This is a genomic window from Micromonospora sp. NPDC005215, from assembly GCF_040607915.1.
In the GTDB taxonomy this organism is placed as follows: domain Bacteria; phylum Actinomycetota; class Actinomycetes; order Mycobacteriales; family Micromonosporaceae; genus Micromonospora.
In genome coordinates, this window is sequence record NZ_JBEXHQ010000011.1 from 110,142 (window position 1) to 134,900 (window position 24,759).

22 protein-coding genes are annotated in these 24,759 nt (G+C 67.5%); 13 read left to right on the top strand and 9 right to left on the bottom strand.

Annotated features, from left to right (window positions below; genetic code table 11):
- Positions 1 to 103 precede the first annotated feature (103 nt).
- On the bottom strand, positions 104 to 361 hold the full coding sequence (locus ABZU25_RS11695; protein ID WP_355029282.1) for a hypothetical protein: 258 nt from the start codon (positions 359 to 361) through the stop codon (positions 104 to 106).
- Positions 358 to 5,649 (bottom strand): RHS repeat-associated core domain-containing protein, encoded by a 5,292-nt coding sequence (locus ABZU25_RS11700; RefSeq protein ID WP_355029283.1) that lies wholly within the window; start codon positions 5,647 to 5,649, stop codon positions 358 to 360. Before ABZU25_RS11700 ends, ABZU25_RS11695 begins: the two co-directional genes overlap by 4 nt.
- A gap of 1,234 nt (positions 5,650 to 6,883) precedes the next feature.
- Between ABZU25_RS11700 and ABZU25_RS11705 the strand changes: the two genes are divergently transcribed.
- Together ABZU25_RS11705 and ABZU25_RS11710 are read left to right on the top strand one after the other, a co-directional pair.
- The gene (locus tag ABZU25_RS11705; RefSeq protein WP_355029284.1) at positions 6,884 to 7,159 is read left to right on the top strand and encodes a type II toxin-antitoxin system prevent-host-death family antitoxin; all 276 of its coding nucleotides are present in this window, start codon (positions 6,884 to 6,886) and stop codon (positions 7,157 to 7,159) included.
- Positions 7,156 to 7,413 carry a Txe/YoeB family addiction module toxin gene (locus ABZU25_RS11710; RefSeq protein ID WP_120328095.1) on the top strand — a complete coding sequence of 86 codons (258 nt, stop codon included), beginning with the start codon at positions 7,156 to 7,158 and terminating at the stop codon, positions 7,411 to 7,413. Before ABZU25_RS11705 ends, ABZU25_RS11710 begins: the two co-directional genes overlap by 4 nt.
- Before the next feature lie 257 nt (positions 7,414 to 7,670).
- Here the strand turns inward: ABZU25_RS11710 and ABZU25_RS11715 are convergent, their stop codons facing one another.
- The 3 genes from ABZU25_RS11715 to ABZU25_RS11725 all read right to left on the bottom strand — a co-directional run bounded on the left by ABZU25_RS11715 (position 7,671) and on the right by ABZU25_RS11725 (position 9,528).
- Positions 7,671 to 8,174, bottom strand: coding sequence for an O-acetyl-ADP-ribose deacetylase (locus ABZU25_RS11715; RefSeq protein ID WP_355029285.1), 504 nt, complete (start codon positions 8,172 to 8,174; stop codon positions 7,671 to 7,673).
- Positions 8,175 to 8,373: 199 nt separating this feature from the next.
- The gene (locus tag ABZU25_RS11720; RefSeq protein ID WP_355029286.1) at positions 8,374 to 8,907 is read right to left on the bottom strand and encodes an AAA family ATPase; all 534 of its coding nucleotides are present in this window, start codon (positions 8,905 to 8,907) and stop codon (positions 8,374 to 8,376) included.
- 219 nt (positions 8,908 to 9,126) lie between these two features.
- Positions 9,127 to 9,528 (bottom strand): winged helix-turn-helix domain-containing protein, encoded by a 402-nt coding sequence (locus tag ABZU25_RS11725; protein WP_355029287.1) that lies wholly within the window; start codon positions 9,526 to 9,528, stop codon positions 9,127 to 9,129.
- A gap of 482 nt (positions 9,529 to 10,010) precedes the next feature.
- Between ABZU25_RS11725 and ABZU25_RS11730 the strand changes: the two genes are divergently transcribed.
- Entirely contained in the window at positions 10,011 to 10,184 is a 174-nt protein-coding gene (locus ABZU25_RS11730) for a hypothetical protein (protein WP_355029288.1), read from the top strand.
- A 534-nt stretch (positions 10,185 to 10,718) separates the two neighbouring features.
- Here the strand turns inward: ABZU25_RS11730 and ABZU25_RS11735 are convergent.
- From ABZU25_RS11735 to ABZU25_RS11745, 3 genes are all read right to left on the bottom strand, one after another.
- Positions 10,719 to 11,093 carry a hypothetical protein gene (locus ABZU25_RS11735; protein WP_355029289.1) on the bottom strand — a complete coding sequence of 125 codons (375 nt, stop codon included), beginning with the start codon at positions 11,091 to 11,093 and terminating at the stop codon, positions 10,719 to 10,721.
- A 280-nt stretch (positions 11,094 to 11,373) separates the two neighbouring features.
- Positions 11,374 to 12,633: an acyltransferase gene (locus tag ABZU25_RS11740; protein WP_355029290.1), complete on the bottom strand. Its 1,260-nt coding sequence runs from the start codon at positions 12,631 to 12,633 to the stop codon at positions 11,374 to 11,376.
- A gap of 236 nt (positions 12,634 to 12,869) precedes the next feature.
- Positions 12,870 to 13,286, bottom strand: a complete 417-nt coding sequence (locus ABZU25_RS11745) for a hypothetical protein (RefSeq protein ID WP_355029291.1) — start codon at positions 13,284 to 13,286, stop codon at positions 12,870 to 12,872.
- A gap of 133 nt (positions 13,287 to 13,419) precedes the next feature.
- Between ABZU25_RS11745 and ABZU25_RS11750 the strand changes: the two genes are divergently transcribed.
- From ABZU25_RS11750 to ABZU25_RS11780, 7 genes are all read left to right on the top strand, one after another.
- Positions 13,420 to 14,448 (top strand): NBR1-Ig-like domain-containing protein, encoded by a 1,029-nt coding sequence (locus tag ABZU25_RS11750; protein WP_355029292.1) that lies wholly within the window; start codon positions 13,420 to 13,422, stop codon positions 14,446 to 14,448.
- Between the two features lie 248 nt (positions 14,449 to 14,696).
- The gene (locus ABZU25_RS11755) at positions 14,697 to 15,560 is read left to right on the top strand and encodes a peptidoglycan-binding protein (RefSeq protein ID WP_355029293.1); all 864 of its coding nucleotides are present in this window, start codon (positions 14,697 to 14,699) and stop codon (positions 15,558 to 15,560) included.
- A gap of 53 nt (positions 15,561 to 15,613) precedes the next feature.
- Positions 15,614 to 16,498, top strand: coding sequence for a peptidase inhibitor family I36 protein (locus ABZU25_RS11760; protein ID WP_355029294.1), 885 nt, complete (start codon positions 15,614 to 15,616; stop codon positions 16,496 to 16,498).
- A 6-nt stretch (positions 16,499 to 16,504) separates the two neighbouring features.
- Positions 16,505 to 17,431: a SpoIID/LytB domain-containing protein gene (locus ABZU25_RS11765; protein WP_355029295.1), complete on the top strand. Its 927-nt coding sequence runs from the start codon at positions 16,505 to 16,507 to the stop codon at positions 17,429 to 17,431.
- Positions 17,432 to 17,594: 163 nt separating this feature from the next.
- Positions 17,595 to 18,365, top strand: a complete 771-nt coding sequence (locus ABZU25_RS11770) for an IclR family transcriptional regulator (protein WP_355029296.1) — start codon at positions 17,595 to 17,597, stop codon at positions 18,363 to 18,365.
- A 463-nt stretch (positions 18,366 to 18,828) separates the two neighbouring features.
- Positions 18,829 to 20,259, top strand: coding sequence for an extracellular solute-binding protein (locus ABZU25_RS11775; RefSeq protein WP_355029297.1), 1,431 nt, complete (start codon positions 18,829 to 18,831; stop codon positions 20,257 to 20,259).
- On the top strand, positions 20,256 to 22,292 hold the full coding sequence (locus ABZU25_RS11780) for an ABC transporter permease subunit (RefSeq protein WP_355029298.1): 2,037 nt from the start codon (positions 20,256 to 20,258) through the stop codon (positions 22,290 to 22,292). The genes ABZU25_RS11775 and ABZU25_RS11780 overlap by 4 nt, the downstream gene beginning before the upstream one ends.
- Before the next feature lie 124 nt (positions 22,293 to 22,416).
- Here the strand turns inward: ABZU25_RS11780 and ABZU25_RS11785 are convergent, their stop codons facing one another.
- Positions 22,417 to 23,061: a TetR/AcrR family transcriptional regulator gene (locus tag ABZU25_RS11785; RefSeq protein WP_355029299.1), complete on the bottom strand. Its 645-nt coding sequence runs from the start codon at positions 23,059 to 23,061 to the stop codon at positions 22,417 to 22,419.
- A 56-nt stretch (positions 23,062 to 23,117) separates the two neighbouring features.
- Between ABZU25_RS11785 and ABZU25_RS11790 the strand changes: the two genes are divergently transcribed.
- The 3 genes from ABZU25_RS11790 to ABZU25_RS11800 are packed head-to-tail and all read left to right on the top strand — an operon-like array spanning position 23,118 to position 24,732.
- Positions 23,118 to 23,411: a hypothetical protein gene (locus tag ABZU25_RS11790; protein WP_355029300.1), complete on the top strand. Its 294-nt coding sequence runs from the start codon at positions 23,118 to 23,120 to the stop codon at positions 23,409 to 23,411.
- Positions 23,411 to 24,334, top strand: a complete 924-nt coding sequence (locus ABZU25_RS11795; protein ID WP_355029301.1) for a methyltransferase domain-containing protein — start codon at positions 23,411 to 23,413, stop codon at positions 24,332 to 24,334. The genes ABZU25_RS11790 and ABZU25_RS11795 overlap by 1 nt, the downstream gene beginning before the upstream one ends.
- Entirely contained in the window at positions 24,331 to 24,732 is a 402-nt protein-coding gene (locus ABZU25_RS11800) for a hypothetical protein (protein ID WP_355029302.1), read from the top strand. Before ABZU25_RS11795 ends, ABZU25_RS11800 begins: the two co-directional genes overlap by 4 nt.
- The last annotated feature ends 27 nt before the right edge of the window (positions 24,733 to 24,759 follow it).

The following is a 24,759-nucleotide window of genomic DNA, read 5'->3' on the forward strand; positions in this document are numbered from 1 at the left end:
CGGTCCAGTAGGGATGGTTCGTCGGTGGGGCGGTCGGTAAGGAAGGCAGGACGTGCGGCCCGTCCACCCTCGCGTGGACGGGCCGCAAAAACCGTTGATGCCGCTACCCGGACAATAGGCGGATGGCGGCGTCCGCTACCTGAGCCGCGGCATCGACCTGGTTCTCCGGCCGCTTTGTGAACCGGACGAGTTCCACTTGGTTAATCAGCTCGTTGAACTCGCGTGGCAGCTGCCTGCCCTCGTACGGCGCTGCGTGTATGGCCATCTCGAAGGCCAGGTAGAAGCCGTCGAGGTCCAACTCTCCGCCGCGGAGCGAGTCCCGCAGCTCAACCAGCCGGCGCACGGTCCGCTCGTCTCTCAATGCGTAATCACAGTCACCACTCGACCCTCCGGACTGACGATGACTTGCAGCGTACCGAGCACGTGGGACAGGTTCCCGTTGTCCTGGGGCACACCCGGCGAGTTACGGATGACGTACTCGACCCAGTTCGGCGAGACACCGCGGCCATAGTCGTAGCTTCCGCCTGTCTGCCGCAGCTGCGGCATACCTCCGACGCTTCCACCCTCGTCCGGACCCGGCCGGGCGTTGAACCGCAGCCAGCTCGGTTGCATCCGGTCCACCGCGTGCCGGCTGTACAGCCGACCACCGATCAGGGCGTACTCCTGCCCGTTGGCGGCCGTCATCTTGGTGTAGTTGTTCCAGCTAGTCCAGGGCAAGTTCGGCGTGCCGGCAGTCCCGCCCGGTGGCGGGCAGGGGAACGCCTGGGCGCCCGACCGCCCGGCGAGGGCGCTGGCGGTGCCGCCCGCCCCGGCGAAGGCCGCGCCCCACATGAAGTCCTGCGCGGCATCGCCGTACCCGTAGGGCTGACCGGTCCAGGCCGCCACGCCTGAGCCGTACAGTGCACTGCCGGTGCCGCCGACGAGGGCGGTGGTGCCGACCTCGCCGGCGGTCACCCCGCCGTACAGGCCGGCACCGGCTCCTCCGGCCATGCCCATGGTGGCGCCGGTGAGCGCGCCGGCGGCCGCGCCGACGGCCACCTTCTTGATGCAGGTGTTTCGGTCGTCGCCGCTGAGCCAGCAGTCCACTCCGCCAGCCGCCGCGCCGACGACGGCGCCGATGATGGCGGTGCAGACGATGGCGCATTGCCCGGTCGGATCGGTCAGCACCGTCGGCCGGTTGTTGCCGTAGTGGTAGGTCTGGACGAAGGGCGACCCGTCCGCCGCTGGCACCGGGTCCGGAGCGGTGAACCGGCCACTCGCGGCGTCGTAGTCGCGGGCCCGCACGTCGTACAGGCCGATCTTGTCATCCAGGTACTGCCCGTGGAACCGCAACGGGTTTGCCGCGTAGCCGCCGGTGCTGGTCACCATTTCACCGAATGGGTCGAAAGAGGCGCTGCCGGTGAGCGTGGTGGCGTTGGCGAGATCCGTCAGCGAACCCTGGTAGTCGTCCAGCAGCCAGCTCGGGTTGGCCCCCACGGTGTCAGCCAGCGCGGTGCCGAGTTGGCCCTGCGGCTCATCCCACCACCGGTGGGTCACCGTGCCGGCGCCGTTGTTCTCCTCCACCCGCGTGGGCAGGCCGAGGGTGTCCCAGGTCCAGGTGGCGTCGGTGGCGGAGTTGACCGTGCGTCGGATGCGGTTGCCGTCCTCGTCGTATTCGTAATCGACAAGGGCCCCGCTGGGAAGCCGGGCCTGACGCAGGTTCGCGTCGAGTCCATAGGTGTAGCTGGTGGTGCCGGCTGGTCCGGTCTCGCTGCCTAGGGTGCCGTTGGCGGTGTACGCCACTGTGGTGGCGGCCCCGTTCACCGTCCGGCCGGTCGGCCGGTCGTCGGCGTCGTAGGTGTAAGTGCTGGTGCCGGCGCCGCCGGTGTTGGCGGTGACCTTGCTGGTCCGGTTGCCGTTCAGGTCGTACCCGTAGGTGGTCTTCGGGTCGGTGGCGGCGCAGTTGGTCCCGCTCGCCGGGCGACACACCCCCGTCACCTGGTCGGCGGCGTCGTACGAATAGACGGCCCGGGTCGTGGTCGTGCCCCGCGTCGTGGTGACCGAGCCCGGGGCGCCGGTGGCGGTACGGATGACGTCCTGGGCGACCAGGGTGGTGCTGCCGCTGGTGTGCGCCACCCTGGTTAGCGATCCGGCCCGGTCGTACGTGTAGCTGCTGCTCGGGCCACCCTGTCGGGTGACGCTGGTGCGGTTGCCGGCGGCGTCGTAGCCGTAGCCGACCTGCCGGTTGGTGGCGCCGCTGGTCAGCGTGGTGCTAGCGAGCCGGGAGTCGGCCTGCCAGGCGTAGTTCTGCACCCGCCCGTCGGGCAGGGTCCGCCGGGTGAGTTGCCCGTCCTTGTTCCAGGCGTAGCCGAAGGTCCGCCCGCCCCGGGTGACGCTGGTGATTCGCCCAGCGGTGTCGTAGCCGTAGGCGGCGGTGCTGGTGCCGTTGCTCGCCGTTGTGGTTTGGCCGGCCCTGTCGTACGTGTATGCGAGGTCGGGTGTGCTGTCGCTGTAGTCCACCCCGGTGGTGCGACCCGCGTTGTCATACGCATAACTGATGGATCCGACGGGCAGCGTGACGGTGGCGACGCTGCTGTCGGGCCGGTACGTGTATCCGGTGGTCCCGCCGGTCGGGGTGGTGGCGGTGGTGACTCGATCGGCCGCGTCGTAGCTGTAGCCGTAGCCCTTTCCGAGCGGCGTGGTGACGGTCCTCAGGTTGCCGACCGTGTCGTAGGCGAATCGGGTGGTGGCGCCGGTGGGAGTCACGACCGAGGTGATCCGGCCACTGGCGTCGTAGGTGTAGGTGGTACCCCGGCCGTTCGGGTCGACGCTCTTGCTGAGGCGGTTGTCCGCGTCGTACTCGGAGGCCACCGACCGGCCCAGCGGGTCGGTGAGTTTGGTGCGGTTGCCCGCCGCGTCGTACTCCGCCTTCGTGGTGAAGTCGGCGGGCGTCGCGCCACTGGCGTTCCCTCTGGGCTCGACGGTCGAGGTGAGTAGGCCGTCAGCGTCGTACCCCCAGGTCGTCCTGTCGCCGAGCGGGCTGGTCTGCTGGGTACGCAGGCCGTCGGCGTCATAGCCGTAGGTGGTGGTGTGGGTCAGCGGGTCGGTGACGCCGGTCAGCCAGCCGCGGGCGTCGAACTGCCGGGTGGTGACGGCGCCGGTCGGGTCGGTAACCGTTGTCTGGTTGCTGGCCTTGTCGTAGCTGTACCGCGTGATGCGGCCCAGCGGATCGGTGACCGTGGTCGGCCGGTTGTTCGCGTCGAAGGCCGTCTGCGTCAGCGCTCCGGTCTGGTCGGTGATTGAGGTCTGGTTTCCGGCCGCGTCGTAGCCGTAGCTGATGGTGTCGGTCGCGGGATCACCGCCGGAGGCGTTGCCCCGCAGGCCGACCGTCGAGGTCAGCCGGCCTGCGGCGTCGTAGCCGTAGGTGGTCTTGCCGCCCACGGCGTCGGTCACCGAGGTGACGTTTCCAGCCGGGTCGTAGCCGGTGGTCCTGGTGTGCCCTGCGGGGTCGGTCACCGCGGTTAACCGGTTGGCCGCGTCATAGGTGTAACGGGTGACGGCGGTGGCCGGGTCGGTGACGCTGGTCCGGTTGCCGTTGGCGTCGTAGCCGTAAGTGGTCACCCGACTGGATGGGTCGGTGATGGTCACCACGTTGCCGGCCGCGTCGTAGGTGTACCGGGTGGTGTATCTGGCGGGGTCCGCGCCCGTGACGTTGCCCCTCGGATCGGTGCGGGTGAGCATCCGACCAGTGGAGTCGTAGGTGTTGGTGGTCTTGCCGCCCCCGGGACTGATAACGGACGTTTGGTTGCCTGCCGTGTCGTAGCCGTAACGGGTGATCCGGCCGGCCGGACTGGTGACCGTGGCCACGTCGCCGGCCGCCGTGTAGGTGTAGCTGGTCTTACCGGCGAGCGGGTCGGTTTCGGTGGCCAGCCGCTGCGCGGCGTCGTAGGTGAAGGTGCTCTGCTTGCCCCGGCCGTCGGTGTACGAGGTGACGTTGTTGGCGGAGTCGTAGGTCCACGTCTCGGTAATGCCCACCGACGCCGGCGCGGCTCGGGTCAGCATGTTGCCCCGGGCGTCGTAGGTCATCGTGGTGACGTTGCCGTTTGGGTCGGTGATAGCCAGCGGCCGCAGGATCGGGCTCTCGAAGTCGTACCGGTAGCTGGTGACCTTGCCGTACGGATCGATCTCCTTGATTCGGACGCTGCCTGCGTAGACGTCGGTCCAGATGCCTCCCTTGGCGTCCGGGAAGTGTGACTCCGAGGCGTCCCACACCGGTTTGATGACGGTACCGCTGGCGTCGGTCTGCTCGATGACCCGGCCGGACGAGTCGTACTTGCTCTGCATCACCAACTTGCCCCTGGGATCGGTGATGCTGGTCATCCGGGAGGAGGAGTCGTACGTGTAGGCCGTGGTGCCGCCATTGACGTCACGGACGCCGGTCAGCTTGCCTGCGGTGTAGGTGTAGCCGATCCACCGCCCGTCCGGCAGCGTGATCTTCGTGAGCAGGTTCGTGGTGGTGTCATGGGTGAAGGACGTGTTGCGACCGGCCCCGTCGGTGATGGTGACCAGCTTGCTGTTGACATACGTGAAGGTCAGCCCCTTACCGGACCGATCCTTCCAGGACGTGAGCCAGCCCGCCCCGTCGAAGGTCAGCTTCTGCTGGTCGGCAGTGGTCATCGTGTAGCCGGCCGTGGGCGTGCCGGCCAGGGTGACGCGGGCGCCCATTGAGTAGGTCGACCACACTCCGTTTCCCTCGTCCTCGAAGTAGACGACCGAGCCATCCTCGGACTTGTAGGTCGCCCAGCCGGTGGAGAAGGACAACCAACCTGGGTACGACAGAGTCCACCGTGGCCCGATGAGGTACTGGATGGTGTTGCTCGACGCGTACGTTCGGGTGATCCGCAGGTCGACCCCGGGCGCCGGTACCACCGCGTCGGTGAAAACCTCGGTCAGCGCCCCGGTGGCCGTGTTGACCGGATCCCCGCGGAAATTCTGAAAGGCAGGTCGGCCGCTGGTGCCGTCGCACCAACATCCCTTCGTCTCGGCACCGGCCAGCAGCGGACCCTCGCCCCGAGCCGCCCAGGTGGGCGTCGTGGCCTCGGCGCTCCAGCCGGTGCCGCAGGTCCAGTCGTTGGTCGAGACGTTCCCTGGGCTCGTGCTCCGGGAGACTGCGATCTTCGCGTAGTAGCGCTCGCCGGCCTGCGGCCCCCAGTCGGGATCGGTGCCGTCGCCGTCGAACCGCCAACTCCGATGGGCGTAACCGTCCGGCCCGCTCCTGCAGCTCTCGTACATGACGAAGCCGTCCGCGGCCCGGTACAAAGTCAGGTGGACAGCGGCGATGTCGGGCTCGTTGTCCCAGGCGACGCCCCACCAGGCTCCGTAGATGACTATTGGAAAGCTGCCCTGCCAGGTGAAGTTGGTGGGTGCTGTGGGTATCGCGGCCAGTGTGGCTGGCGGGGTGGAGCGCCTCTGCCCAGGCGGGAGCGCGTCGGCCGGCGGGGCATCGAACGTGATGTAACCACCGCGCACCTTCTGCCGCTGTCCGGACACCTTGCGTAGGTTGGCGGAGCGGCCCTCGGTGATGCGGTTCCCTTCCGCACTGTCGGCGTTGAGCTGGCGATCCTTCGCCCGCAGTTCGTTCACCTGCGCCCGCCGCTCGGCCAGGGTCATCGGATTGGGTGGCGGCGAGACCTGCCGAACCGACGAACTCGGTGTCGCCCACTTCTGATGTGGCATCGCCTGGGCCGGTGGAACTGCGGCGATCTGTGCTGCGAGTAGGGTCGCGCTGACGAAAGCGGACAGGCGGAATCGCATTGAGTGCTGCATGTAGCGTCCCCCGTTTTGGACAGCCACGTCCCCGATGAATGCGGCTGCCGGCGACGGCAGCATCGAGTCACTTCGATTAGAAGAATGGCGATCAAGGGTGTTCGTGTGCTATGCGCTCGGGGAGGCTCAAAACTCCGGCCAGCCATCCGCTCTGCCGCAGACAACTCCGTCGGGTGATCGCCGCCGAATGACACAGCCTGCGGATACCTCCCGACTGCGCGGGCCGCCACCAATGCTGCAACATGTCGAAGGTGTTACGAAATCGAACGCAACCAGATCGCCGGCCTCAACATCAACGCAGAATTACATGATCCAAACAGGCATCCAGACCACAATCGCAGCATCATGGCGGAGATTGCGTAGCAGGGATAAGTAAGGGCACGACCTGACTTAGGTAGGCGGTCGTGGATATTCGGTCAAACGGCCGGGATGATAAGGGTGTCAACCCGGCAGGGTGACCGCACAGGACGATGCGCGGTTTTCCTCCCGCCCATGCGGGGTGCGGCGCTGACATCGCCGCGCCGAAGCCGACAACTGACTGTCATGTAAGGCGCACCCGCCCGCGGCTGCGCGTCCGGGGCGTTGGGGTGCTGGGCATGATGAGCCGACCAGGCAGACTAGGGAGCTGACGCAGGCGCTTGCGGCCTGCCATCAGGGACCACCGATGCCGGACCCCATCGGCTCGTGGGTGCTCTACGGGCGCTCGGACGACGCCCCACCAGGCGGATTCACCGCGCCATCCACGGATACGAGCCCTCGTCAGACACCCCACCGCAACATCACGACACGCAGGTTGGGCGCGGACCAGCGCGGATACGGCCGGACGACACACGCGGAGTCCGGACCGTCAACACCGCGCGACGCTTAGCACTAATTTGTCCACTCCTGGCCACTTTTAATCCATAGGTTCAGGGTTCGAGTCCCTGGCGGCCCACTTTTCCGCAGGTCAGCGGCTTTGGCCGGGCCGCCGGTGGTGTCATCCGGGCCGGTACAGCAGCCACGTACAGCAGTGGCCGGCGACGCACGCGCATACAACCTACTTGAGGTACAGTTTTCTGTACTTTCCATGGAGGTGGTCATGCGAACCGTGAACTTCACCCAACTACGGCAGAACCTGGCCGCTGAACTCGACAGCGTCATCAACGACGCGGAGGAAGTGGTGGTGACCCGATCCGGCCACGAGCCCGTGGTGATCGTGCCACTTGCCGAGTACGAGTCGATGAAGGAGACCGAGTACCTCCTACGCAGCCCAAGCAACGCCGCCGCGCTGCGCCGCTCGATGGCGGAGCTTGACAAGGATGATGCGGCCGAGCGGGATCTGATCGACCCCGCCACCGTCCGGGATGTCGCATGAGGCTGGTCTTCACCGCGACGGCGTGGAACCAGTACCTCAGCCACACGGACCGAAAGCTGGTCAAGCGCATCAACGATCTCATCGCGGACGTCATGCGCAACGGATACGAGGGCATCGGCAAGCCGGAGCCCCTTCGGGGTGAGCTGTCCGGCTTCTGGTCCCGCCGGATCGATCGCGAACACCGACTGGTGTATCGGATCACCAAGGACGACGTCGAGATCATCGCCTGCCGATACCACTACGGCGACCGGTAGCGGACTGGACTGGAACCGACAGCGCGGCGGTCATCGGTCGGGCGTCTGGCCAAGTCGCTTGAGCGGTGAGGAGCCATCCCCCCGCCCACCGTCGACCCGGGCGAGCCGAGCAGTTCACCGCCCGACCCGCTAGCGTCCGACCCCGCGTCAAGGCCGTCTTGACGTGGCGGGCCGGCGGCGGCCGGCAACCCAAGAGGGCGGGTCGACGGCGAACGGGATGGCCAGGCGTCCCGTCGGGGCGTTTGTATCGCTGCCGGTCACGCCTGCACTTCCGCAACCAGCAGCTCGTACGTCTCTTCGTCGAAGGCGACCAGGCGGACGTGCTCGACATCTGTAGGAGTTGCTCTGATGGTCGAGATCGCGATCTTCGCTGCTTGCGCAGGCGGGAAGCCGTATACGCCAGTGGCGATAGCTGGGATGGCAACGCTGCGGGCTCCGACCTCGTCGGCAACCTCAAGGCTGCGCCGATAGCACGATGTCAGGATGTCAGCCTCACCGTAGCTACCGCCTTCCCAGACGGGGCCGACGGTGTGAATGACATGGCGTACTGGTGGGTTCAGGCCGAACGCGGGTGTGGCGACTGCATCGCCGTCATCACAGGGTGCGAGCGCTGCACCCGCCTGGGCGAGTCGCGGTCCTGCCGCACGATGAATCGCCCCATCTACACCGCCGCCACCTAACAGTGACTCATTGGCGGCGGTAACGATGGCGTCGACGTCCTCGCTAGTGATATCACCGAGCACAACTTCAATCACGGGCATACCTAGATGATGTCACCACGGCAGTACGAGTCGGCTGGCCTGCATCGGCGACCGTTTGGTGACGATCTGAGTGACGACGTCTACGGACATGGCCGGATGTTGAGAGACTTTGGTGGACGACTTCCGCAGATCGCGCCGTGCATGCTGCCGGTCCGCTGAGCCACCTTCGTTGCAGATCAACGCGATTGCCAAGCTGAGGTTAGGCCCCTGAGCTTCCCCCGGAAGCTCGGAGGACGATCTGCATAGCGGCTTGTGCGGGAGTCAGGTGCGTGGTGTCGACGACATCGGCCTCGGCATGCAGCCACGTGCGGGCCGCCTCGGCGTAGGGCTCGAGGTACTTGAGACGGAACGGCGACGGAACGGGGTGTTCTTCCTCGATACGCCCGCGAAGAGTGTCTTGATCAGCGTGGAGGACGAAGTGCCTTACCGGGATGGCGTGTTGGGCGAGGCCCGTACTGATTTCGCGCCAGTACTGCTCGACCAGGACAGTCATGGGTATTACCAAAGTGCCGCCGGTGTAGTCGAGCACGCGGCGGGCGGTCTCGACGACGAGTTGCCGCCACGGCTGCCAGTGCTGGAAGTTGTCCGTCTCGGGCAGCCCCGGCGTGATGTCCATGAGCGTCTCGCCGACCTTCTCGGCGTCGAATACCCGTGAATCCGGGATCAGTTGCTGCACGAGCGAGCTGGTCGTCGTCTTGCCCGCACCGTGGGTGCCGTTGAGCCATACGATCACGGGACACATTAACGCGCCTGAGCAACCGGACGATTGCACAGGACTTGTAAGCGAGCGTCAGGCAGCAAGGAAGCAGCGCTAGCGCCGGTGCTGGTCGGCCTCGAATGGCAAGCGACGAGGGCCGGCACCTGCTCGCTGACGCGCGCCGCCACCAGTTGGCAGCGGTCGACAGCGCGAGTCGCATCCCCCAACGGGGGTCGCTGACGGCTGCGGCAAGGGTCAGCGACCAACGCGGATGCGGACGGCGGCATACACCTCGCGTGAGCCGTCGGACCGAAAGATCACGATGACCGGGATGCCCTCACCGATCTCCAGCTCGCGCCGTTCGGCGGGGGTGGGCATCCGAGCGGTGGCGGTGTCGCCCTTGAGGAGGGACACCGTTTCGGTCGGCTCGTCGGCGCGGACGAACGTTCCGCGCGGTGGTTCCACGATCACGAGCCCTTCCGACCGGAGTAGCGCTACCGCCTGTCGGACGCTCGTGCGGCTCAGCCCGTACTCCTGAGCCAACCGCAGCTCGCTGGGAAGCGAGGCCCCGGGCGCGAGGTCGCCAGACGCGATCCGGTCTCGCAGGAGGTCTGCGAGCTGCCGGAACACGGCGCGATCCGCGCTGGGGTCGATCACGAATGTGACGCTACGTGTCCAACAGTTCTACATCTTATTGTATCTACAGTCCTACGTCTTTACGGTGATATGAGCTGGGACAACAGCCGGCGACCGGCTCCACCTGCCCGTGAGATCGAAGAACGCCCGAGGGGAGACCTGGTGCCTGCCTCGCGTGTCGTACGAGGAGTACTTAGTGGCCGTCGCGCTAACCCTGGCAAGGCGGCACCGGCCGGTCTGGTCATGGCAGCGATGGCGGAAGGTCTGCCGATGCGGGAGCGAGTTGCCCTGCCATACGAGGCATCGAATCCCGATCAACCGGGGTCACTGGCCCTCAGAGGGCGGCCGGCTATCCGCTTCGTCATCGGAGCCGCTGGCCGAGCGGGGGGAGCCGAAGTGACGAACCACCTCCCGATCACGCCGGCCTGGACCTGCGGCGGCTGTGGTGCCGACTGGCCCTGTCACACCCGCCAACTACACCACCGGTTCGTCGGCTGGACCCGATGAGCATCCTGCGACCCGGCGACGAGAAGTTCCACTACAGCGACGGCTCCCACAAGTGGATCCCGCCCGACCCCGACTACGACCAAGAGGTCTGGGACGAGCAGGTCCGCCAGCACAAGGAGGGCCACCTGAGACACGAGCACCCGAAGATCCGCATCCAGCGCCTCGTTTGAGGCCAGCAGTACAGCAGCGAAGTACAGCAACCGTGCCAGCCGAACCACACCGAGAAGCGCACCGGCAGGCCGGATGACCTCGTACCGCACCCGATCCGGCCGGCTTGCCGGCAATCCATAGGTTCAGGGTTCGAGTCCCTGACGGCCCACTCCTCCGCTGGTCAGCGGCCTTTGCGGGGCCGCTGTGACCGACCGCAAAGCTACAGCCGGCGACACCTCACCTACCAGCCCTTACTTTCGCGTCGAGGCCAAGCGGCGAACGCCGCTACGACAGCACACAGCATCAGGCAACTGAACCCGGCGCAGAGAAACATGACGAGTCCCAACAGGGTCCCCTCCATTTCGGCGATGGTATGCACTTGATCAGCAGTCCTGCTACGCGGGCAGTGGGTCGCCGGATGGCCGTTTTTGCACACCGCACCGGTCGGTTTGCGACACGTCGTGGGGCTCAGCCGATACTCCCGAGCCCCGCAGCTCACTGGGGAGTGAAGTTCCAGTCGCATGGTCGCCAGCCGTGCTCTGCTCGTGGGCCGATCACGAAGGTGACGCTGCGTGCCCGACGTTGGTGGTGAAGGTGACGCAGCGGATCTGGTCGAGACTCTTCAGCCATGCACCGTCGGCGGCGCAGTCCGAAGCATGGCGCGCGGTCCGGGTGACTTCGGCATCGTGGGCACTTCCGCAGTCGACCACCTTCACCCGACCACTCACTTCGCGCAGTCCATCAGTCGTGACGATGCCCGTTTCGCCATTCATCTGGAAGCAGGTGCCGGCCTGGAACACACCAGAACGCTGGTATCGGTGATCGATACATATGGACAGGACCGCCCCGGCCACCACCACTGCGGCCGACCCGACCAACCATACGATTCGCCGTCTGCGAGCCTTGTTGTCGCCTGTGTCGTCAGCCATTGCCACCCTCCAATCGGCAGCGCCGAGACTAGAGCGCGATGCCGGTCGGCGTGCGACGGCCGGGACGCGCCCACCCGACTCCCCGCCGCCAGTCTGGAGCGACAACAACATGAGGCCGGCCACAGCGAGAGCCCCACGCCAATCACCAGTTCCAGCATGACGAAGCGGTCGGCTACGAAGCCGATCACGAGGGCCTTGGGGCGTAGCCGCGCGATCGAGGTCGGCCTCCGCCCAGGTCAGCCCGAGCAGCCGAACCGGATTTCCCCGGCCCCGTTCCAGGTCATCGGACGTCGAAACTCCCGGTGCTCCGATAGACGCCTGGTTCGAATTCCTGACTCCGCACACCGTGCCCGGTGAGGACGACTTCGGTGGGCTGCTCGGATGCCACAGCCAACTCCTGCGGCTCCGGCGGTTCCTGCGCGGCGGGCGGTGCAGGCGGCTCCTGCGGTGCGGGGGGCACGCGGCGCGGGTAGACGTTGCGCAGGAATCTCTCCACCGGGTGTTCGACCCAGCGGTAGCAGGCCCAGGCCAGGGCGATGCCCATCACGGCCCAGATCAGCAGGATCTTGAGGTTCGCCCAACTCGCGGAGCTGGGCGTCACCGGGCCCATCAGCCAGTGGATGACCGACAGGTGGACCAGGTAGAAGGCGTAGGACCAGGCGCCGAGGGCGACAAGTGGTTTGCTCCGGAAGATCGAGGGCCGCCCGGAGATGTCGCGGATCGCTGCCGCGAGCACCACCAGTACGCAGGCGGGCACCAGACCCTGCTGTGACCAGTGCGCACCCCACCAGCCCTGCTGGGCACCCCACCACAGCAGCAGCACCGATGCGGGCACCGTTGACAGGGCGAGCCACAGATTGAGTTTCGGCCGCCATCCGCGGAGCAGCGCGGCGGCGGCGATCATCCCCAGCAGGAATTCGATGAATCGGATCGGTGGGAAGCGGAGGTACCAGGAGAGCTGGACCCAGTACTGCTTCGGGTCGATCAGGTCCTGCACGAAGAACCAGTAGGCCCACTCGATGAACAGGCCGACCGCCGCGATGATCGCGAGCGCCGGCAGCCGCAGCCGTAGCAGTGGCCGGATGACGAACGGGAAGAGCAGGTAGAAGAAGGCCTCGCAGGAGACCGACCAGGCCACCGGGTTGGCGACGAGGAAGTCCGCCGGGCGGAACCACGACTCGGTCAGCGTCAGGCTCAGCAGGGTGCGCTTCCAGCTGTCGTGCCAGACCTGGTCGAAGCTGACCCAGGCGATGATGGTGCTGACCACGAGCGCGGGCCAGACCCTGGCGAAGCGGCGCCAGTAGAACGTCCCGGTGCCCACTGCGGGGGAGAACGACCAGGTCAGCACGAAGCCCGAGAGGACGTAGAAGAACGTGACCCCGGCGTCCCCGAATCGAAAGAAGTCGCCGAGTTCGATGCCGTAGACGGTGGGCAGCTTGATGATCTGGTTCGCGTGGAACAGGAACACGGCGAACGCGGCGAACCAGCGCAGCCCGGTCAGTGATTCGACCCGAGGCATGCGTTCTTTGGGAGGATTCATCGTGATCTGGCACCTTTTGGGGCATCGGCCTGACCGAGGGTCGGCTGGCGCTCCAGGAATAATGCCAGGCTTCCATCTGCCGTGGCAGCGGGGCGGGTCGCGACCAGCCTCCGCGTAGGCCGGTCAAAGCCCCCCCGACCGACCGGCCGGCGACGTGCAGATCCCGGCCGTGCCGTGACATGCCGTCGGCCGATCGGTCGCGGGGGCGGACTCAACAGAGAGACCGGGCTCGCCGGTCAGCAGCGCTCCGCGGTCTCCTTCTGCGCCACGTCGGAGATCCCACCCAGAGCCCGAGTGCACACCGACAGCGTGTTGGCGCCCGAGGACCAGACGTCCGGTCCGCTTGAGCACTGCAGGTCGCGCAGCGTGCTCCCGGTCACGATCGAGGTGCAGACCTGGTACGAGCCGTGGCTCGCCCGGTACTGCTGCCACACGTACGTGTAGGCGTAGTTCTTGCCGCACCCCTTGTACTGCTTGACCGATGCGGCGGTCTGCCCACCGACTGTGACGTACGCGGTCGCGCCGATCTGCACCGAGCTCGCGCAACGCGGGTTGGTCTCGGCGTAGGCGGGTCCGGCGACCACCAGCGCGGCGGGCATCGCCAGCCCGGCGGCCGCGAGGATGCGCACACCACGTCGGGAAAGACTCTTCATCGGTGACCTCCTTTGCTGCACCGGGACCGTACGCCCGGTGTTCATCCATCACGGTGATCGTCGACGAGGCCCGTTCGGTACCCTCTTACACGCCCTGACAACGGCTGACGACGATGTCTGACATGGGGGACGGATGGAAGACCAGCGTGCTGCTGCCGAGTCGATTCAGGACCGCGTGGCCGCGGAGGAATTCGCCGAACAGTTGCGAACGCTGCGCAACGCTGTGGGCGACCCGTCATTCCGGAAGATGGCTGGGCGATCGGGCCGGATCTCGCACACGACACTGCACGAGGCTGCCGCTGGGACGAGGTTCCCCTCGTGGGAAACCACGCGCGAGTTCGTCCGGGCCTGCGAGGCCGACGAGGCCCAGTGGCGGCGCGCTTGGGAGAACGCTCAGCGTCAGGTGACGGTCCGCGCCGTCCCGGCCGGCGAACCGGCACCGGTCAGCAGCGATTTCCCGACCGAGGCCGATGTCCCGAACGCCGTGGGCACCAACCTGACCGCCGCCACGTCTGACGCCATTGACACTCCGTCGGCCGGTAGGCCCGTCATGTCCGGCGTCGCGGCACCGTCGGACCACGTGCCGGAGGGCCAGCCCGCGCTGGGGGCCGTCGAGGACCCGCAGGCGGCGGAGCACAAGCCAACGGGCGCGCGACGGCACCGGTCACCGTGGCTCGCGGCCGCCGCGGTGATGGTGGTGGTGTCGGTCGCCGCCGTGGGCGTCATCGTCCGCGACAGGCAGTCCTCGGGCAACTCCGGCGCGGCGACCGCGTCGCCGACAGCGACGCCGTTCTCGGACGCGTTGATCGCCGGGGACTCGAGCAAGTTCGTCGCCGACGCCACCATCCCCGACGGTACGAAGGTGCCGGTGAACGCCACCTTCGTGAAGGTGTGGACGCTTGCGAACGTGGGGAAGGTCGACTGGCACAACCGCTTCCTGGCGCGGACGAACCCGACCGCCGACGCGGACGGTTGCCGGGTGCCGGACCGGGTGCCGATCGGCGACACGCCGCCCGGCGAGAAGGTCAACATCAGCGTTCAGGTCACCGCGCCGAACCGCCCCGGGAAGTGCTGGGTCAGCTGGAAGATGGTCGACGAGTACGGGAAGGAGTTCTTTCCCAGCCGCCGGCCGGTGTATTTCATGGTCAACGTCACCGCCTGAGCGCGCCCGGCCGCAGTCGCGCGCCGGCCCGCCGCGCCGCCACCCCGGGTCCCGGGTACCCCCAGCGGGTGTCAGGGCGCGCGTGCCCGATGTCAGTACCGGGCGGCACCCAAGCTGACAACACCGCATCAACCGAGGTCGCTGCGGGCCTGACGAATCTGACAGGACAGCGGGGTACCGAACAGGTGGCCCCTTCTCGCAGTGTGATGTCCGTTCCCAACGTGACTCACCTTCGAGGAGGACCCTCTATGCGCCGTCCCTGGATAGCCGTCGGGCTGGCCGCGCTCTGCGGTGCCGTCGGCGTCCCGGCCCATGCCTCTGGCGCGACATCCGGCGCCAGAGCGCAACCGAGCGTCACCACGGCCGCGCGGCCCGTCGTGAACATGGAGGCGACCGTCCTGGCCGCCCAGATCGACCCCCGCCGCGCCGACAACACCCTGACCACCGGCGCGAAGAGTTCCGTGCTCGCCGTGGAGCAGGCGCTCCAGGCACAGGGCCTGCTGGACGCGCAGTGGGTCGACGGCTACTACGGCACAGTGACCATCTCGGCGTACTCGGCCTACCAGCGGTCGCTCGGCTACACCGGCCTGGCCGCGAACGGGCTGCCCGGCACGACGTCGCTCACGAAGCTCGGGCAGAACCGGTACACAGTCGCCAACACCATCGGCCCCGGCCCGAAGGTCCCCCGGGACGGGTACGTCGTCAACGCCCGTACGCAGGCAATGTTGGCCGAGGCTCAGCGGCTGCTCGGGCAGACCCTGGTGCTGGAGCAGGGCTCGTACAACCCCGGGGGTGACCCGACCTCGGCCGGTACGCACGACGGTGGGGGTGTGGTGGACATCGCGGTGACCGGCATGACCGCGGCCAGGCGCACCGCCGTCGCCCGCGCGCTGCGGCAGGTCGGCTTCGCCGCCTGGGTCCGTGATCCGAGTCAGGGTGACTGGCCGTGGCACATCCATGCCACGGCGATCAACGACACCGACCTGTCGAGCCAGGCGCAACACCAGGTCGGCGACTACCACCTCGGCATGAACGGCCTGGCCAACCGTGGCCCGGACGACGGCCCACAGGTCCCGATCAGGACCTGGGAGCAGTACCAACGCGGGCAGTGACCGGCGCCCGCCCCGATCCACAGACCATCGCTCACCGTCCATGAAAGGACACCATGAACATTCGTAAGAGTCTCGCCGTCGTCGGCACCGCGCTCGCCATGTCCACCGCCATCCTGACCGTCGCCTCGCCAGCGCAGGCGGCGGCCCGGGACGGGATCTGCGACAGCGGTGAGTTCTGCTACTACTACAACAGCGACAACGCGGGATCGATCTCGGACTTCACCGGTTCGCTCGACGACTACGGCACCGAGCAGCCCTCGTGCTACGACTTCAAAGGCGCTGGCGCCGGCAAGGGCCTGTGCATCAAGAACGAGGCCGCCTCGGTCTGGAACCGCAGCACCAAGACCGTGCGGGTCTACTACAACAGCGGCTACGCCGGTTCCTACCAGGACTTCGCGGCCGGCGCCAAGGGCAACCTCAACGCCACGCTGAAGAACAACAACGCCTCGCACCAGTTCTCCCCGTCGACGCGTACGAACATGTCGTACGCCCTGTACCAGGCCAGCGGCGGCGCGGTCACGTGCGGCTTCGACGGTTACACCACCACGCCCGGCCGGCACGAGGGCATCGACATCGCCCGCAGCGTCGGCTCGGACGTGCACGCCCTGGTCTCCGGAACTGTCATCTACGTCGCGCAGGGCAGCACCGGCAGCGGCGGCCTGTCCACGATCTCCGTGTACAACTCCTCGCTCAACAAGTCGGTGATCTACCTGCACACCGCGCCGAGGTCCGGCGTGAGCGTGGGCGACGCCATCAGCAAGGGCGAGATCATCGCCGATGAGTCGTGGCACGGGGTGTCCTCCAGCTCCGGTGCGCACACCCACGTCGAGGTCCGGGCCGGCCGGCAGACCCACGCGGCCGTCAGCGTCGGTGACTCCACCCTGGACAACGCCGACCCGACCTCGTTCTGGAACTCCCAGGGCTACAACGAGAAGTAGGACGTCGTGAAAATTCGCAAAGCCCTCGCCGTCGTCGGCGCCGTCCTCGCCATGTCCGCCTCGATCCTGAGTGTCGCCTCGCCGGCGTCCGCCGCCGAGCGGGACGGGACCTGCGACAGCGGCGAGTTCTGCTACTACTACAACAGCAACCAGGCCGGTTCGGTCTCCGACTTCACCGACTCGCAGGACGACTACGGCACCACCCAGCCGTCCTGCTACGAGTTCAAGGGCGCGGGCAGCGGCAAGGGCCTGTGCGTGAAGAACAACGCCGCGTCGGTGTGGAACCGCACCTCCAAGACCGTGCGGGTCTACTTCAACAGCAACTTCGCCGGTGCGACCCAGGACTTCGCCGCCGGAGCGAAGGGCAACCTCAACTCCACGCTGAAGAACAACAACGCCTCGCACGAGCTGCTGACGGGTGGGGTGACGGGCTGCAGCACCGACGGCACCAACAGCAAGCTGCCGAGCACCATCCTCGTCTACCGGGTCAGTCTCGGGCGAGTCGACCGGGTCGACTTCAAGACGTACGTCAAGAACGTCCTCCCGAACGAATGGGTGACCAGTTGGCCGGCCGCTTCGCTGGACGCCGGTGCGATGGCCGTCAAGAGCTACGGCTGGTACTGGGCGCTGCACTCGACCCGGAAGACGTCCTCCGGGCAGTGCTACGACGTCGCTGACAACACCAACGACCAGGTGTACCGGCCGTCGTCCGCGGTGGCCTCGACGTCAGCCGCGGTGGACCGCACCTGGTCGACCCGGATGACCCGGAGCGGCAACATCCTGCGGGCGCACTACTGCGCGACCACGACCGCGTGCGGTGGCTGGGTGGACGGAAACTGGATGTCGCAGTACGGCTCGCGTGATCTCGCGAACGCGGGCAAGAGCTACCAGACGATTTTGCACTACTACTACAGCGACGTGACCCTCTCCTGATCTGCTGAGAGCACACGCCGACAGTGCCGCCCGCCGCGAGTCCGTGGCGGGCGGCACGCTCGTCGCCGCAGCCCGTGCCGGGGCTGACGCAGTTATCCTCTTCAGGTGCCGGCCCGTGTGGAGATCGTTGACGCGGGCCCGGCACTGCGAAGGGACTATCGACATGCCTCGTGTGGTACCGGCGGTCAACCGCGCACTCGACGTCCTCGAACTGTTCCTGGATTGCCCTGAACTGTCGGCCCGGCAGGTGATGGAACGCCTCGACCTGCCGCGCACCACCGTCCACGAGCTGCTCGTGACGCTCGAGACCCGCGCGTACCTGATCTCCGTGCCGGGCCAGCCGGTGCGGTACCGGCTCGGCATGCCGCTGTTCCAGCTCGGCGCGGCGTTCGCCGGCCGGCTCGACCTGGTCCGGGAGGCGCAGTGCGTCGCCCGGGACGTGGCCGCCGCGTGCGACGAGGCGGTTCACGTGGCGGTGCTCGACGGCGCCGATGTCATCTATCTCGTCAAGTTCGACAGCACGCACCCGGTTCGGATGGTCTCCGCGGTTGGGCGGCGGCTGCCGGCGCACTGCACGGCGGTCGGCAAGATTCTGCTGTCGGACCTCGATCAGGCGGACCTGGACGCCGTCCTGCCGAAGGGCGACCTGCCGGGCATGACGCCGGACAGCATCACCGACGCCGACCGGCTACGCGCGCACCTCGAACGTGTCCGGGCGGAGAGCGTCGCCGTCGACGTCGGCGAGTCGGACAGCGCCATGCGCTGCGTCGCCGCGGCTGTCCGGGATCATTCCGGCGCGACCATCGCCGGGATGAGCCTGTCCGCGCCGATCATTCGCTGGACCCCGGAGGCGCACGTGACGTGGACCGGGCTGGTTCGTGAGGGCGCCGCCGCGCTGTCCGCGCGCATGGGCTACCGGGCCCCGCCTCGATAGCCAACCTCCCGTTTTCGGCTCGAAACAACATCGAAACATTGACATTTCTCTTCGTGCTGCCCTAGCGTCGCGACCACTCGATACGGAATCTCGAACTCAGTTCGAAATCTCGAACGGTGGTGGTCCCGTGGCCCGACCGAAGTGGAACATCAGCCCCGCTCATCCGGCCCGGTCGCCGATCGCCGCAACCCTTTCGCGCCCTCCGGAGAGCGGCACGCGGTATCTCTCACGCGACTCGCTCGGTCGCCAGGGCACAGCGACGGTGATCGGCGGCGCGAGTGAGCCCGTCGCCACCGTGGCAACCCCACGAACGTCGACAACGAGTACGCGAACGCACTGATCGATGCGGGCGACGCGTCCATCGTCGCCGTCATGAAGACACACCTGGAACACGAGCACCGCGGTGTTCGTCAAGCACGCCTTCGGCGTGCAGTGGTGCGGGGACTCATAGGAGGCGAATGTCATGGAGAACAAGCTGGTGTGGTCGCGACGCGGCTTTCTGGGGATGGGAGTGGGTGCGCTCGGCGCGGCCGGTCTGGCCGCGTGTGGGGGCGACTCCGACGCGCCCCCCAAAGTGCAGGCGGAGGTTCCGCAGGAGTTGATCGACGCCGCGGCGGCGATGAAGGGCTCCTCGATGGGGATGCTGTCGCAGAAGTTGTACTCGACGGCGGCAAACGGGGCCCTCGACAGCTCGATCAAGAAGTTCGCCGACACCACCGGGACGAAGATCGAGAACAGTCTGGTCCAGGCCGACGCCGGTGACGTGGTGGCCAAGATCGACGCCGAGGTCAAGGGCGGGGTGGCGCGCGACCTGGCGTTCATGACCGACTCACGGTTCGTCGCACAGTTCCAGGCGCTGGGTGACCTGGAGGACGTGACGGACGTCGTCACGGCGCTGACGGCCAAGTACGGCGAACCCTGCGCCGAGGCCAAGAACTTCTGCGTCTTCGACGGCAAGTGGTTCGCCATCCCGTACCACTTCATCGGGATCGGGTCGTTCCTGCGCAAGGACTGGATGCAGGACAAGGGCATCGCCCCCAAGGACATCTACAGCTGGGAAGAGCTGCGGGATCTCTGCCTGGAGATCTCCGATCCGGCCAAACGCCGGTTCGGCTGGGGCATGACGGTGAATCGATCCGGTGACGGCAACGGCATGATCGAGGCGCTGATCAACGCCTACGGCGGGTCGATCGCCTCCAACGACGGCCGGAAGGTCACGTTCAACTCCCCCGAGACGGTGCAGGCCGTGACCTTCCTGGGCGACATCTACACCAACCCCAGGTACAAGCCGATGCTGCCGCCGGGGATCGCGAGCTGGACCGACACCAGCAACAACGAGAACTGGCTCGCCGGGATCCTCGGTTACACCCGCAACCAGTTCAGCGTCTACGCGGACTCCAGGACCAAGAAGAACCCGGTGTACGAGAACACCCACGTGTTCTCCGACTGCATCGGTCCGGCGACGAACAATCCCCTACTGCTGGGCCAGTCGCAGGGTTTCGTTGTTTTCAAGGGTGCTAAGAACCCGGCGCTCGCCAAGCTCCTGGCGCAGTACCTGGTCAGCGCGCCAGCGCTGCTCGGTGTGGCGAAGGAGGCGCCCGGCCTGGTGCTGCCCGCCTGGGAGAAGGTCTGGGACGCCGACCCGTTCTTCAGCAGCGGCGACCCGGCGTTCCCCATGCTGCGCAAGATCACCCAATTGTCGCTGCCGCTGAACACGAAGAACGGCCTGGCTTTCCCGCAGAAGGCCAGCGCGGGCCAGCAGGCCGTCGGCGCGGCCTACGTCCTCACCGACATGATGCAGCAGGTCGTTCAAGGAACTGCGCCGGCGCAGGCTGTGACGAGCGCCCACGCGAAGATGGTGCAGATCTTCAACCAGCAGGGAATGCCGCAGTGAGGTCGATCCGTCCTGCGCGGGTCCCGGCGGCGAGGAGATCCCCGCCGCCGGGACCCGGCTCTCTCACCAAGACCCAGCGGCGGCTGGGTCGGGACTGGCGGCTGGCGACACTGTTCCTGGCCCCGATGGCCGTGCTGGTCGGCGGCCTCGTCCTCGTGCCGATCGCCCGGTCGATCCTCACCAGCACCACCGAACGGCACGGGCAGGACACCGTGTTCGTCGGCCTGGACAACTACCTCGCGCTCGTCGGCGACGAGCAGTTCCACACGGGCGTGGTGAACTCGTTCGTCTTCACCGCGTACGCCGAGGTCTTCAAGGTTGTGCTGGGGTTGTCCGCGGCTCTGCTGCTGCACCACCGGCGTCGCGGGCGGGCCGTGCTGACCGGGCTGCTGCTCGTGCCGTGGGTGGTGCCGACGGTGGTGACGGCGTTCAGTTGGCGCGCGCTGCTCGACCCGATCTTCGGCAGCGTCAACACGCTGCTCACCGCCTCGGGAATCGGGCCGCTGCTGGCCAGCGCGCACCTGGTGGACAGCTGGCCCGCGGGCTGGCTGTCCGATCCGTCACTGGCCATGCCGTCGGTGATCCTGGTCAACGTCTGGAAGGGGGTGCCGTTCTTCACAGTGTGTTTTCTCGCGGGGTTGAAGGCCATCCCGGCGGATCTGTACGAGGCGGCGACAATCGACGGTGCCTCGTCGTTGCAGCGGTTCGTCAACGTGACGCTGCCCGGACTTCGCCACGTGATCACCGTGACGGTGACCCTGTCGTCGATCTGGACGTTCAACAACTTCGACCTGGTCTGGCTGTTGACGCAGGGCGGCCCGGGTGACGTGACAGCGCCGTACGTGCTCATCGCGTACTCGAAGGCGATTCTGCAGTTGCAGTACGGCGCCGGCGCGGCGGTCACGCTCGTCATGCTGCCGGTCATCGGCGGGCTGGTGTTCGTCCTGGTCCGGTTGTTACGCCAGGACACCAACATCAGACTGCCCCGGGGACGCCAGGCAGCGTGGCGGATCGGGGCGCGACGGTGGGCCGGGACGGCGCGCAGGGCGCTGCCGTGGGTTGTCGCCGCAGTGGTCACCGGTCTGCTCTTCTGGGCATCGCCAGAGATCTTCTGGAAGGCAGCGGTGGTCCTCGGGGTGATTCTGCTGATCGCGGCGGCGGTCGGCCGGGTGGTCTCGACGCTCCAGTCCCGGGGCGGTCGCCGGGCGTCGTCGGCGGTGTCGGGCCTGGGGTCCGGTGTCGCGCTGGCCGGGTTGCTCTTCTTCGTGCTGGGCCCCTTGTACTGGATCGCCGTCACGGCCTTCAAGTCCGAGGGCCAGGTCGTCATGCGCACCGACGACCTGTGGCCAACGCCGTGGACTTTGGAGCAGTTCGGCGCGCTCTTCGACAACCAGCCGTTCGGCCGCTGGTATCTCAACACCCTGCTGGTGTCCGCGGCGTCCACAGCGGTGGCGTTGGTCTGCGCCGCCCTGGCGGGCTACGCGCTGGCCCGGCTGCGGTTCCGCGGGGCGCAGGGCTTCACCGTCACGGTGCTGCTCACCTACGTGATGCCGGGCGCGCTGCTGTTCATCCCGCTCTACCAGATGCTCATCGGCGCGCGGCTCACCGACTCGTTGTGGTCCCTGGTGGTGACGTACCCGACCTTCACGCTTCCGTTCGCCACCTGGCTGCTGGTCGGGTACTTCTCGTCGATCCCCATCGAGCTGGAGGAGGCCGCGCTCGTCGACGGCTGCACCCGCATCCAGGCGTTCGGCCGGGTGGTGCTGCCCCTCGCCAAGCCAGGGCTGCTGGCTGTCGCACTCTTCACCCTGACCAATGCCTGGAACGAATTCCTGTTCGCCTTCGTGTTCATCACGAAGGACGAGTACAAGACGCTTCCCGTCGGGATGCAGTCGATGATCGCCGGAGATGTGGTGCCGCAGGGACAACTCGCCGCCGCGTCGCTGCTCGTCAGCATCCCGGTGGTCGTCATGTACGCCCTCGGGCAGCGCTTCCTGACCGAAGGGCTCACCGCTGGCGCGGTGAAGGGCTGATCGGGGCTGGCCGCAACTCTTGTCGCACCGGCACCGAGACGGACCCATCCGAGCATTCGCCGCCACCACCGCATCTCGACCATTGCTGCTCGGTCGAGATGCGGTGGTGGGCTGGGCCTGTCCGCTAGTCGGTGTTGACGACCAGGGCGCCGCTCACGGTGTCGACATACCAGCGCTGGTACTGCTCCAGCCGCCAGCCGCGTTGCCGGACGAGCCAGTCGAAGTTGCGGACGTCCTGGGCCAACCAGAGGATGTCGGCCACCTGTTCGACGTCCAGGTCAGGGCGGAGGCCCCCCGTGCCGACGAGTTCCGCGGCGAACATGGCCATGCCGCGGCGGCGGTCGTCGATGTTCTTGCGCCAGATCTCGGCGGCGTCCGGATCGGCCGTGGCAGCCCCGGCCAGCGCGAGCATCACCTGAGCCTGCCGGGCGTTGACCTCGGCCAGATGGCGGGCGTAGCGGGCGAGCTTGGCGCGGGGGTCGGTGAGTGCGCGGATCTCGGCGACGAAGGGCCGGTCCGGCAGGGCCACCGGTTCGTCGTCTCCAGCCAGAGTGACGTCCACCAACTGGGAGAGCAGTTGCCGTTTGCTGCCGAACACCGCGTACAGGGTCTGGACCGCGACGCCGGCTTCCACGGCGACAGCGGTCAGCGGTGTGGCCGCGTAGCCCGGGTCGACGAACAGCCGGCCAGCCGCTTCGAGGATTGCTCGCCGGGTCTGTCGGGCCTGCTCCTGTCGGCGGGAAGAGTCATAACGCCTCTTGACAACCACCGGCAAAGTGTAGTGCTCTATTGGATAGAGGCTCACTCTATCGAGAGGTGGTGGCTGTGCCGTTCGGTGTATTGCAGGAGATGCCCGGCGTCAGCGAGGCGGAATACCGGCAGGTGGAGCGACACCTCGGGCCGGACCGACCGCCGGGTCTCCTCGCCCATGTCGCCGGGCCGACAGAGGACGGCTGGCGGATCATCAACATCTGGCAGGACGAAGCGGCATTCCGCCGGTTCCAGTCCGAACGGCTGGTCCGGGCTGCTGGCCGGGCGGCCCAGGAGGACGGCTTCGACCCGGCGAAGGCGGCTCACTTCCGCTCGATGAGCGTCGATGGCACCGAGATGCCGTTCTGATGGCCGACACCGCCGGCCTGCGGGCCCGCATCGCCACATTCTGGGCGGGAGCGGCAGCTGGCTGGATTCGCCACGCCCATCGGCAGGACGAGACCGGTCGACCGCTGGGCGCAGCGGCCATGGATCGATTGGCCGCACGACCCGCCGAACGAGTCCTCGATGTGGGCTGCGGCTGCGGCGGCAGCACGGCCGAGATCGCCGCCGCGGTCGGCGAGACCGGCGCGGCGATCGGTGTCGACATCGACGAGGCGATGGTGACCGCCGCTCGGCGCCGGTTCCCCACCGACGGATACCCGGGCATCCAGTTCCACGTGGCCGACATCGAGACTCTCGATGTCGTGCCGGGTGCCCCGTTCGACGCGGCGTTCTCACGAATGACCCTGATGCTGTTGGCGGACCCGGTTGCCGGCTGCCGCACGATCCGGCGATCACTGCGCCCGGGAGGGCGCCTCGCCGCGACCGTCTTCCGCGACAGCGGCGTCAACCCGTGGCTGTCCGCGGCGATGCTCGGTGCCGCACCGCACCTCGGACCGTTACCACCACTCCCGGTCGGTGACGAGCCCGGTCCGTTCGCGTTCGCCGACCCGGCGCGGCTCGTCCGGATCCTCACCAACGCCGGCTTCACCGCCGTCACGATCACACCGTGCGATGTCGCCCTGGAAACTCCGGACGACGCCGACGCGGTGGCCGAATGGCTTATCGAGGTCGGCCCGGCCGGTGCCGCGTACCGGGCGGCTCCGCCGGCTGGGCAGGCTTCGGCCCGGGCGGGGGTCGCCCGGCTGCTCAACCGGTTCCGTGAGCCTGGCGTCGGCTACCGGCTACCCACCGGCCTCTGGCTCGTCGCCGCGAACTCCGTCGGGGCTGACAACCCGTCCGCCGCAGCCGCTACCCACCAACAACCACGTCAGGACGAAACCCGATGAGAACGATCCGTTTGCTCGCGCCGGCCGTCTGCCTTGTGCTGGTTGTGACGGCGTGCACCGGAACCGACGCGCCAGAGCACGGGGCTGCGGCGCCGGTCAGCCCCACAGCAACCGCAGCCGCGTCCAGCGCGGCCGGATCCGCTCCGGACGGCGGCTCCACGCAGGTATCGGCGAAGGAGGTGTGCGCCTACCTGGACGGCCAGTTGCCGACGCTGAAGGGAATCGGGTCCGAGACGGGCGTCATGGCCAACCTCACCGTGAACCTCTATTCCTGGTACGAGAAGCAGGGTCCCGTGCCAACCGGCCGTCAAATCGACGACCAGACCCGACAGGGATGCCCGGCAACCCGTACCGAGGTGCTGAAACTCGCCGGCATGGAGAGCTTCGAACGGCTGTAGCCGCCACGAGCCGGTCATGACCTCGGC

Coding starts and splice junctions, on each gene's coding strand:
- ABZU25_RS11700 (WP_355029283.1), bottom strand. CDS start 5,649: ATGACCCTGGCCGAGCGGCGGGCGCAGGTGAACGAACTGCGGGCGAAG.
- ABZU25_RS11705 (WP_355029284.1), top strand. CDS start 6,884: ATGCGAACCGTGAACTTCACCCAACTACGGCAGAACCTGGCCGCTGAA.
- ABZU25_RS11710 (WP_120328095.1), top strand. CDS start 7,156: ATGAGGCTGGTCTTCACCGCGACGGCGTGGAACCAGTACCTCAGCCAC.
- ABZU25_RS11715 (WP_355029285.1), bottom strand. CDS start 8,174: ATGCCCGTGATTGAAGTTGTGCTCGGTGATATCACTAGCGAGGACGTC.
- ABZU25_RS11730 (WP_355029288.1), top strand. CDS start 10,011: ATGAGCATCCTGCGACCCGGCGACGAGAAGTTCCACTACAGCGACGGC.
- ABZU25_RS11735 (WP_355029289.1), bottom strand. CDS start 11,093: ATGGCTGACGACACAGGCGACAACAAGGCTCGCAGACGGCGAATCGTA.
- ABZU25_RS11740 (WP_355029290.1), bottom strand. CDS start 12,633: ATGAATCCTCCCAAAGAACGCATGCCTCGGGTCGAATCACTGACCGGG.
- ABZU25_RS11745 (WP_355029291.1), bottom strand. CDS start 13,286: ATGAAGAGTCTTTCCCGACGTGGTGTGCGCATCCTCGCGGCCGCCGGG.
- ABZU25_RS11750 (WP_355029292.1), top strand. CDS start 13,420: ATGGAAGACCAGCGTGCTGCTGCCGAGTCGATTCAGGACCGCGTGGCC.
- ABZU25_RS11755 (WP_355029293.1), top strand. CDS start 14,697: ATGCGCCGTCCCTGGATAGCCGTCGGGCTGGCCGCGCTCTGCGGTGCC.
- ABZU25_RS11760 (WP_355029294.1), top strand. CDS start 15,614: ATGAACATTCGTAAGAGTCTCGCCGTCGTCGGCACCGCGCTCGCCATG.
- ABZU25_RS11770 (WP_355029296.1), top strand. CDS start 17,595: ATGCCTCGTGTGGTACCGGCGGTCAACCGCGCACTCGACGTCCTCGAA.
- ABZU25_RS11775 (WP_355029297.1), top strand. CDS start 18,829: ATGGAGAACAAGCTGGTGTGGTCGCGACGCGGCTTTCTGGGGATGGGA.
- ABZU25_RS11795 (WP_355029301.1), top strand. CDS start 23,411: ATGGCCGACACCGCCGGCCTGCGGGCCCGCATCGCCACATTCTGGGCG.
- ABZU25_RS11800 (WP_355029302.1), top strand. CDS start 24,331: ATGAGAACGATCCGTTTGCTCGCGCCGGCCGTCTGCCTTGTGCTGGTT.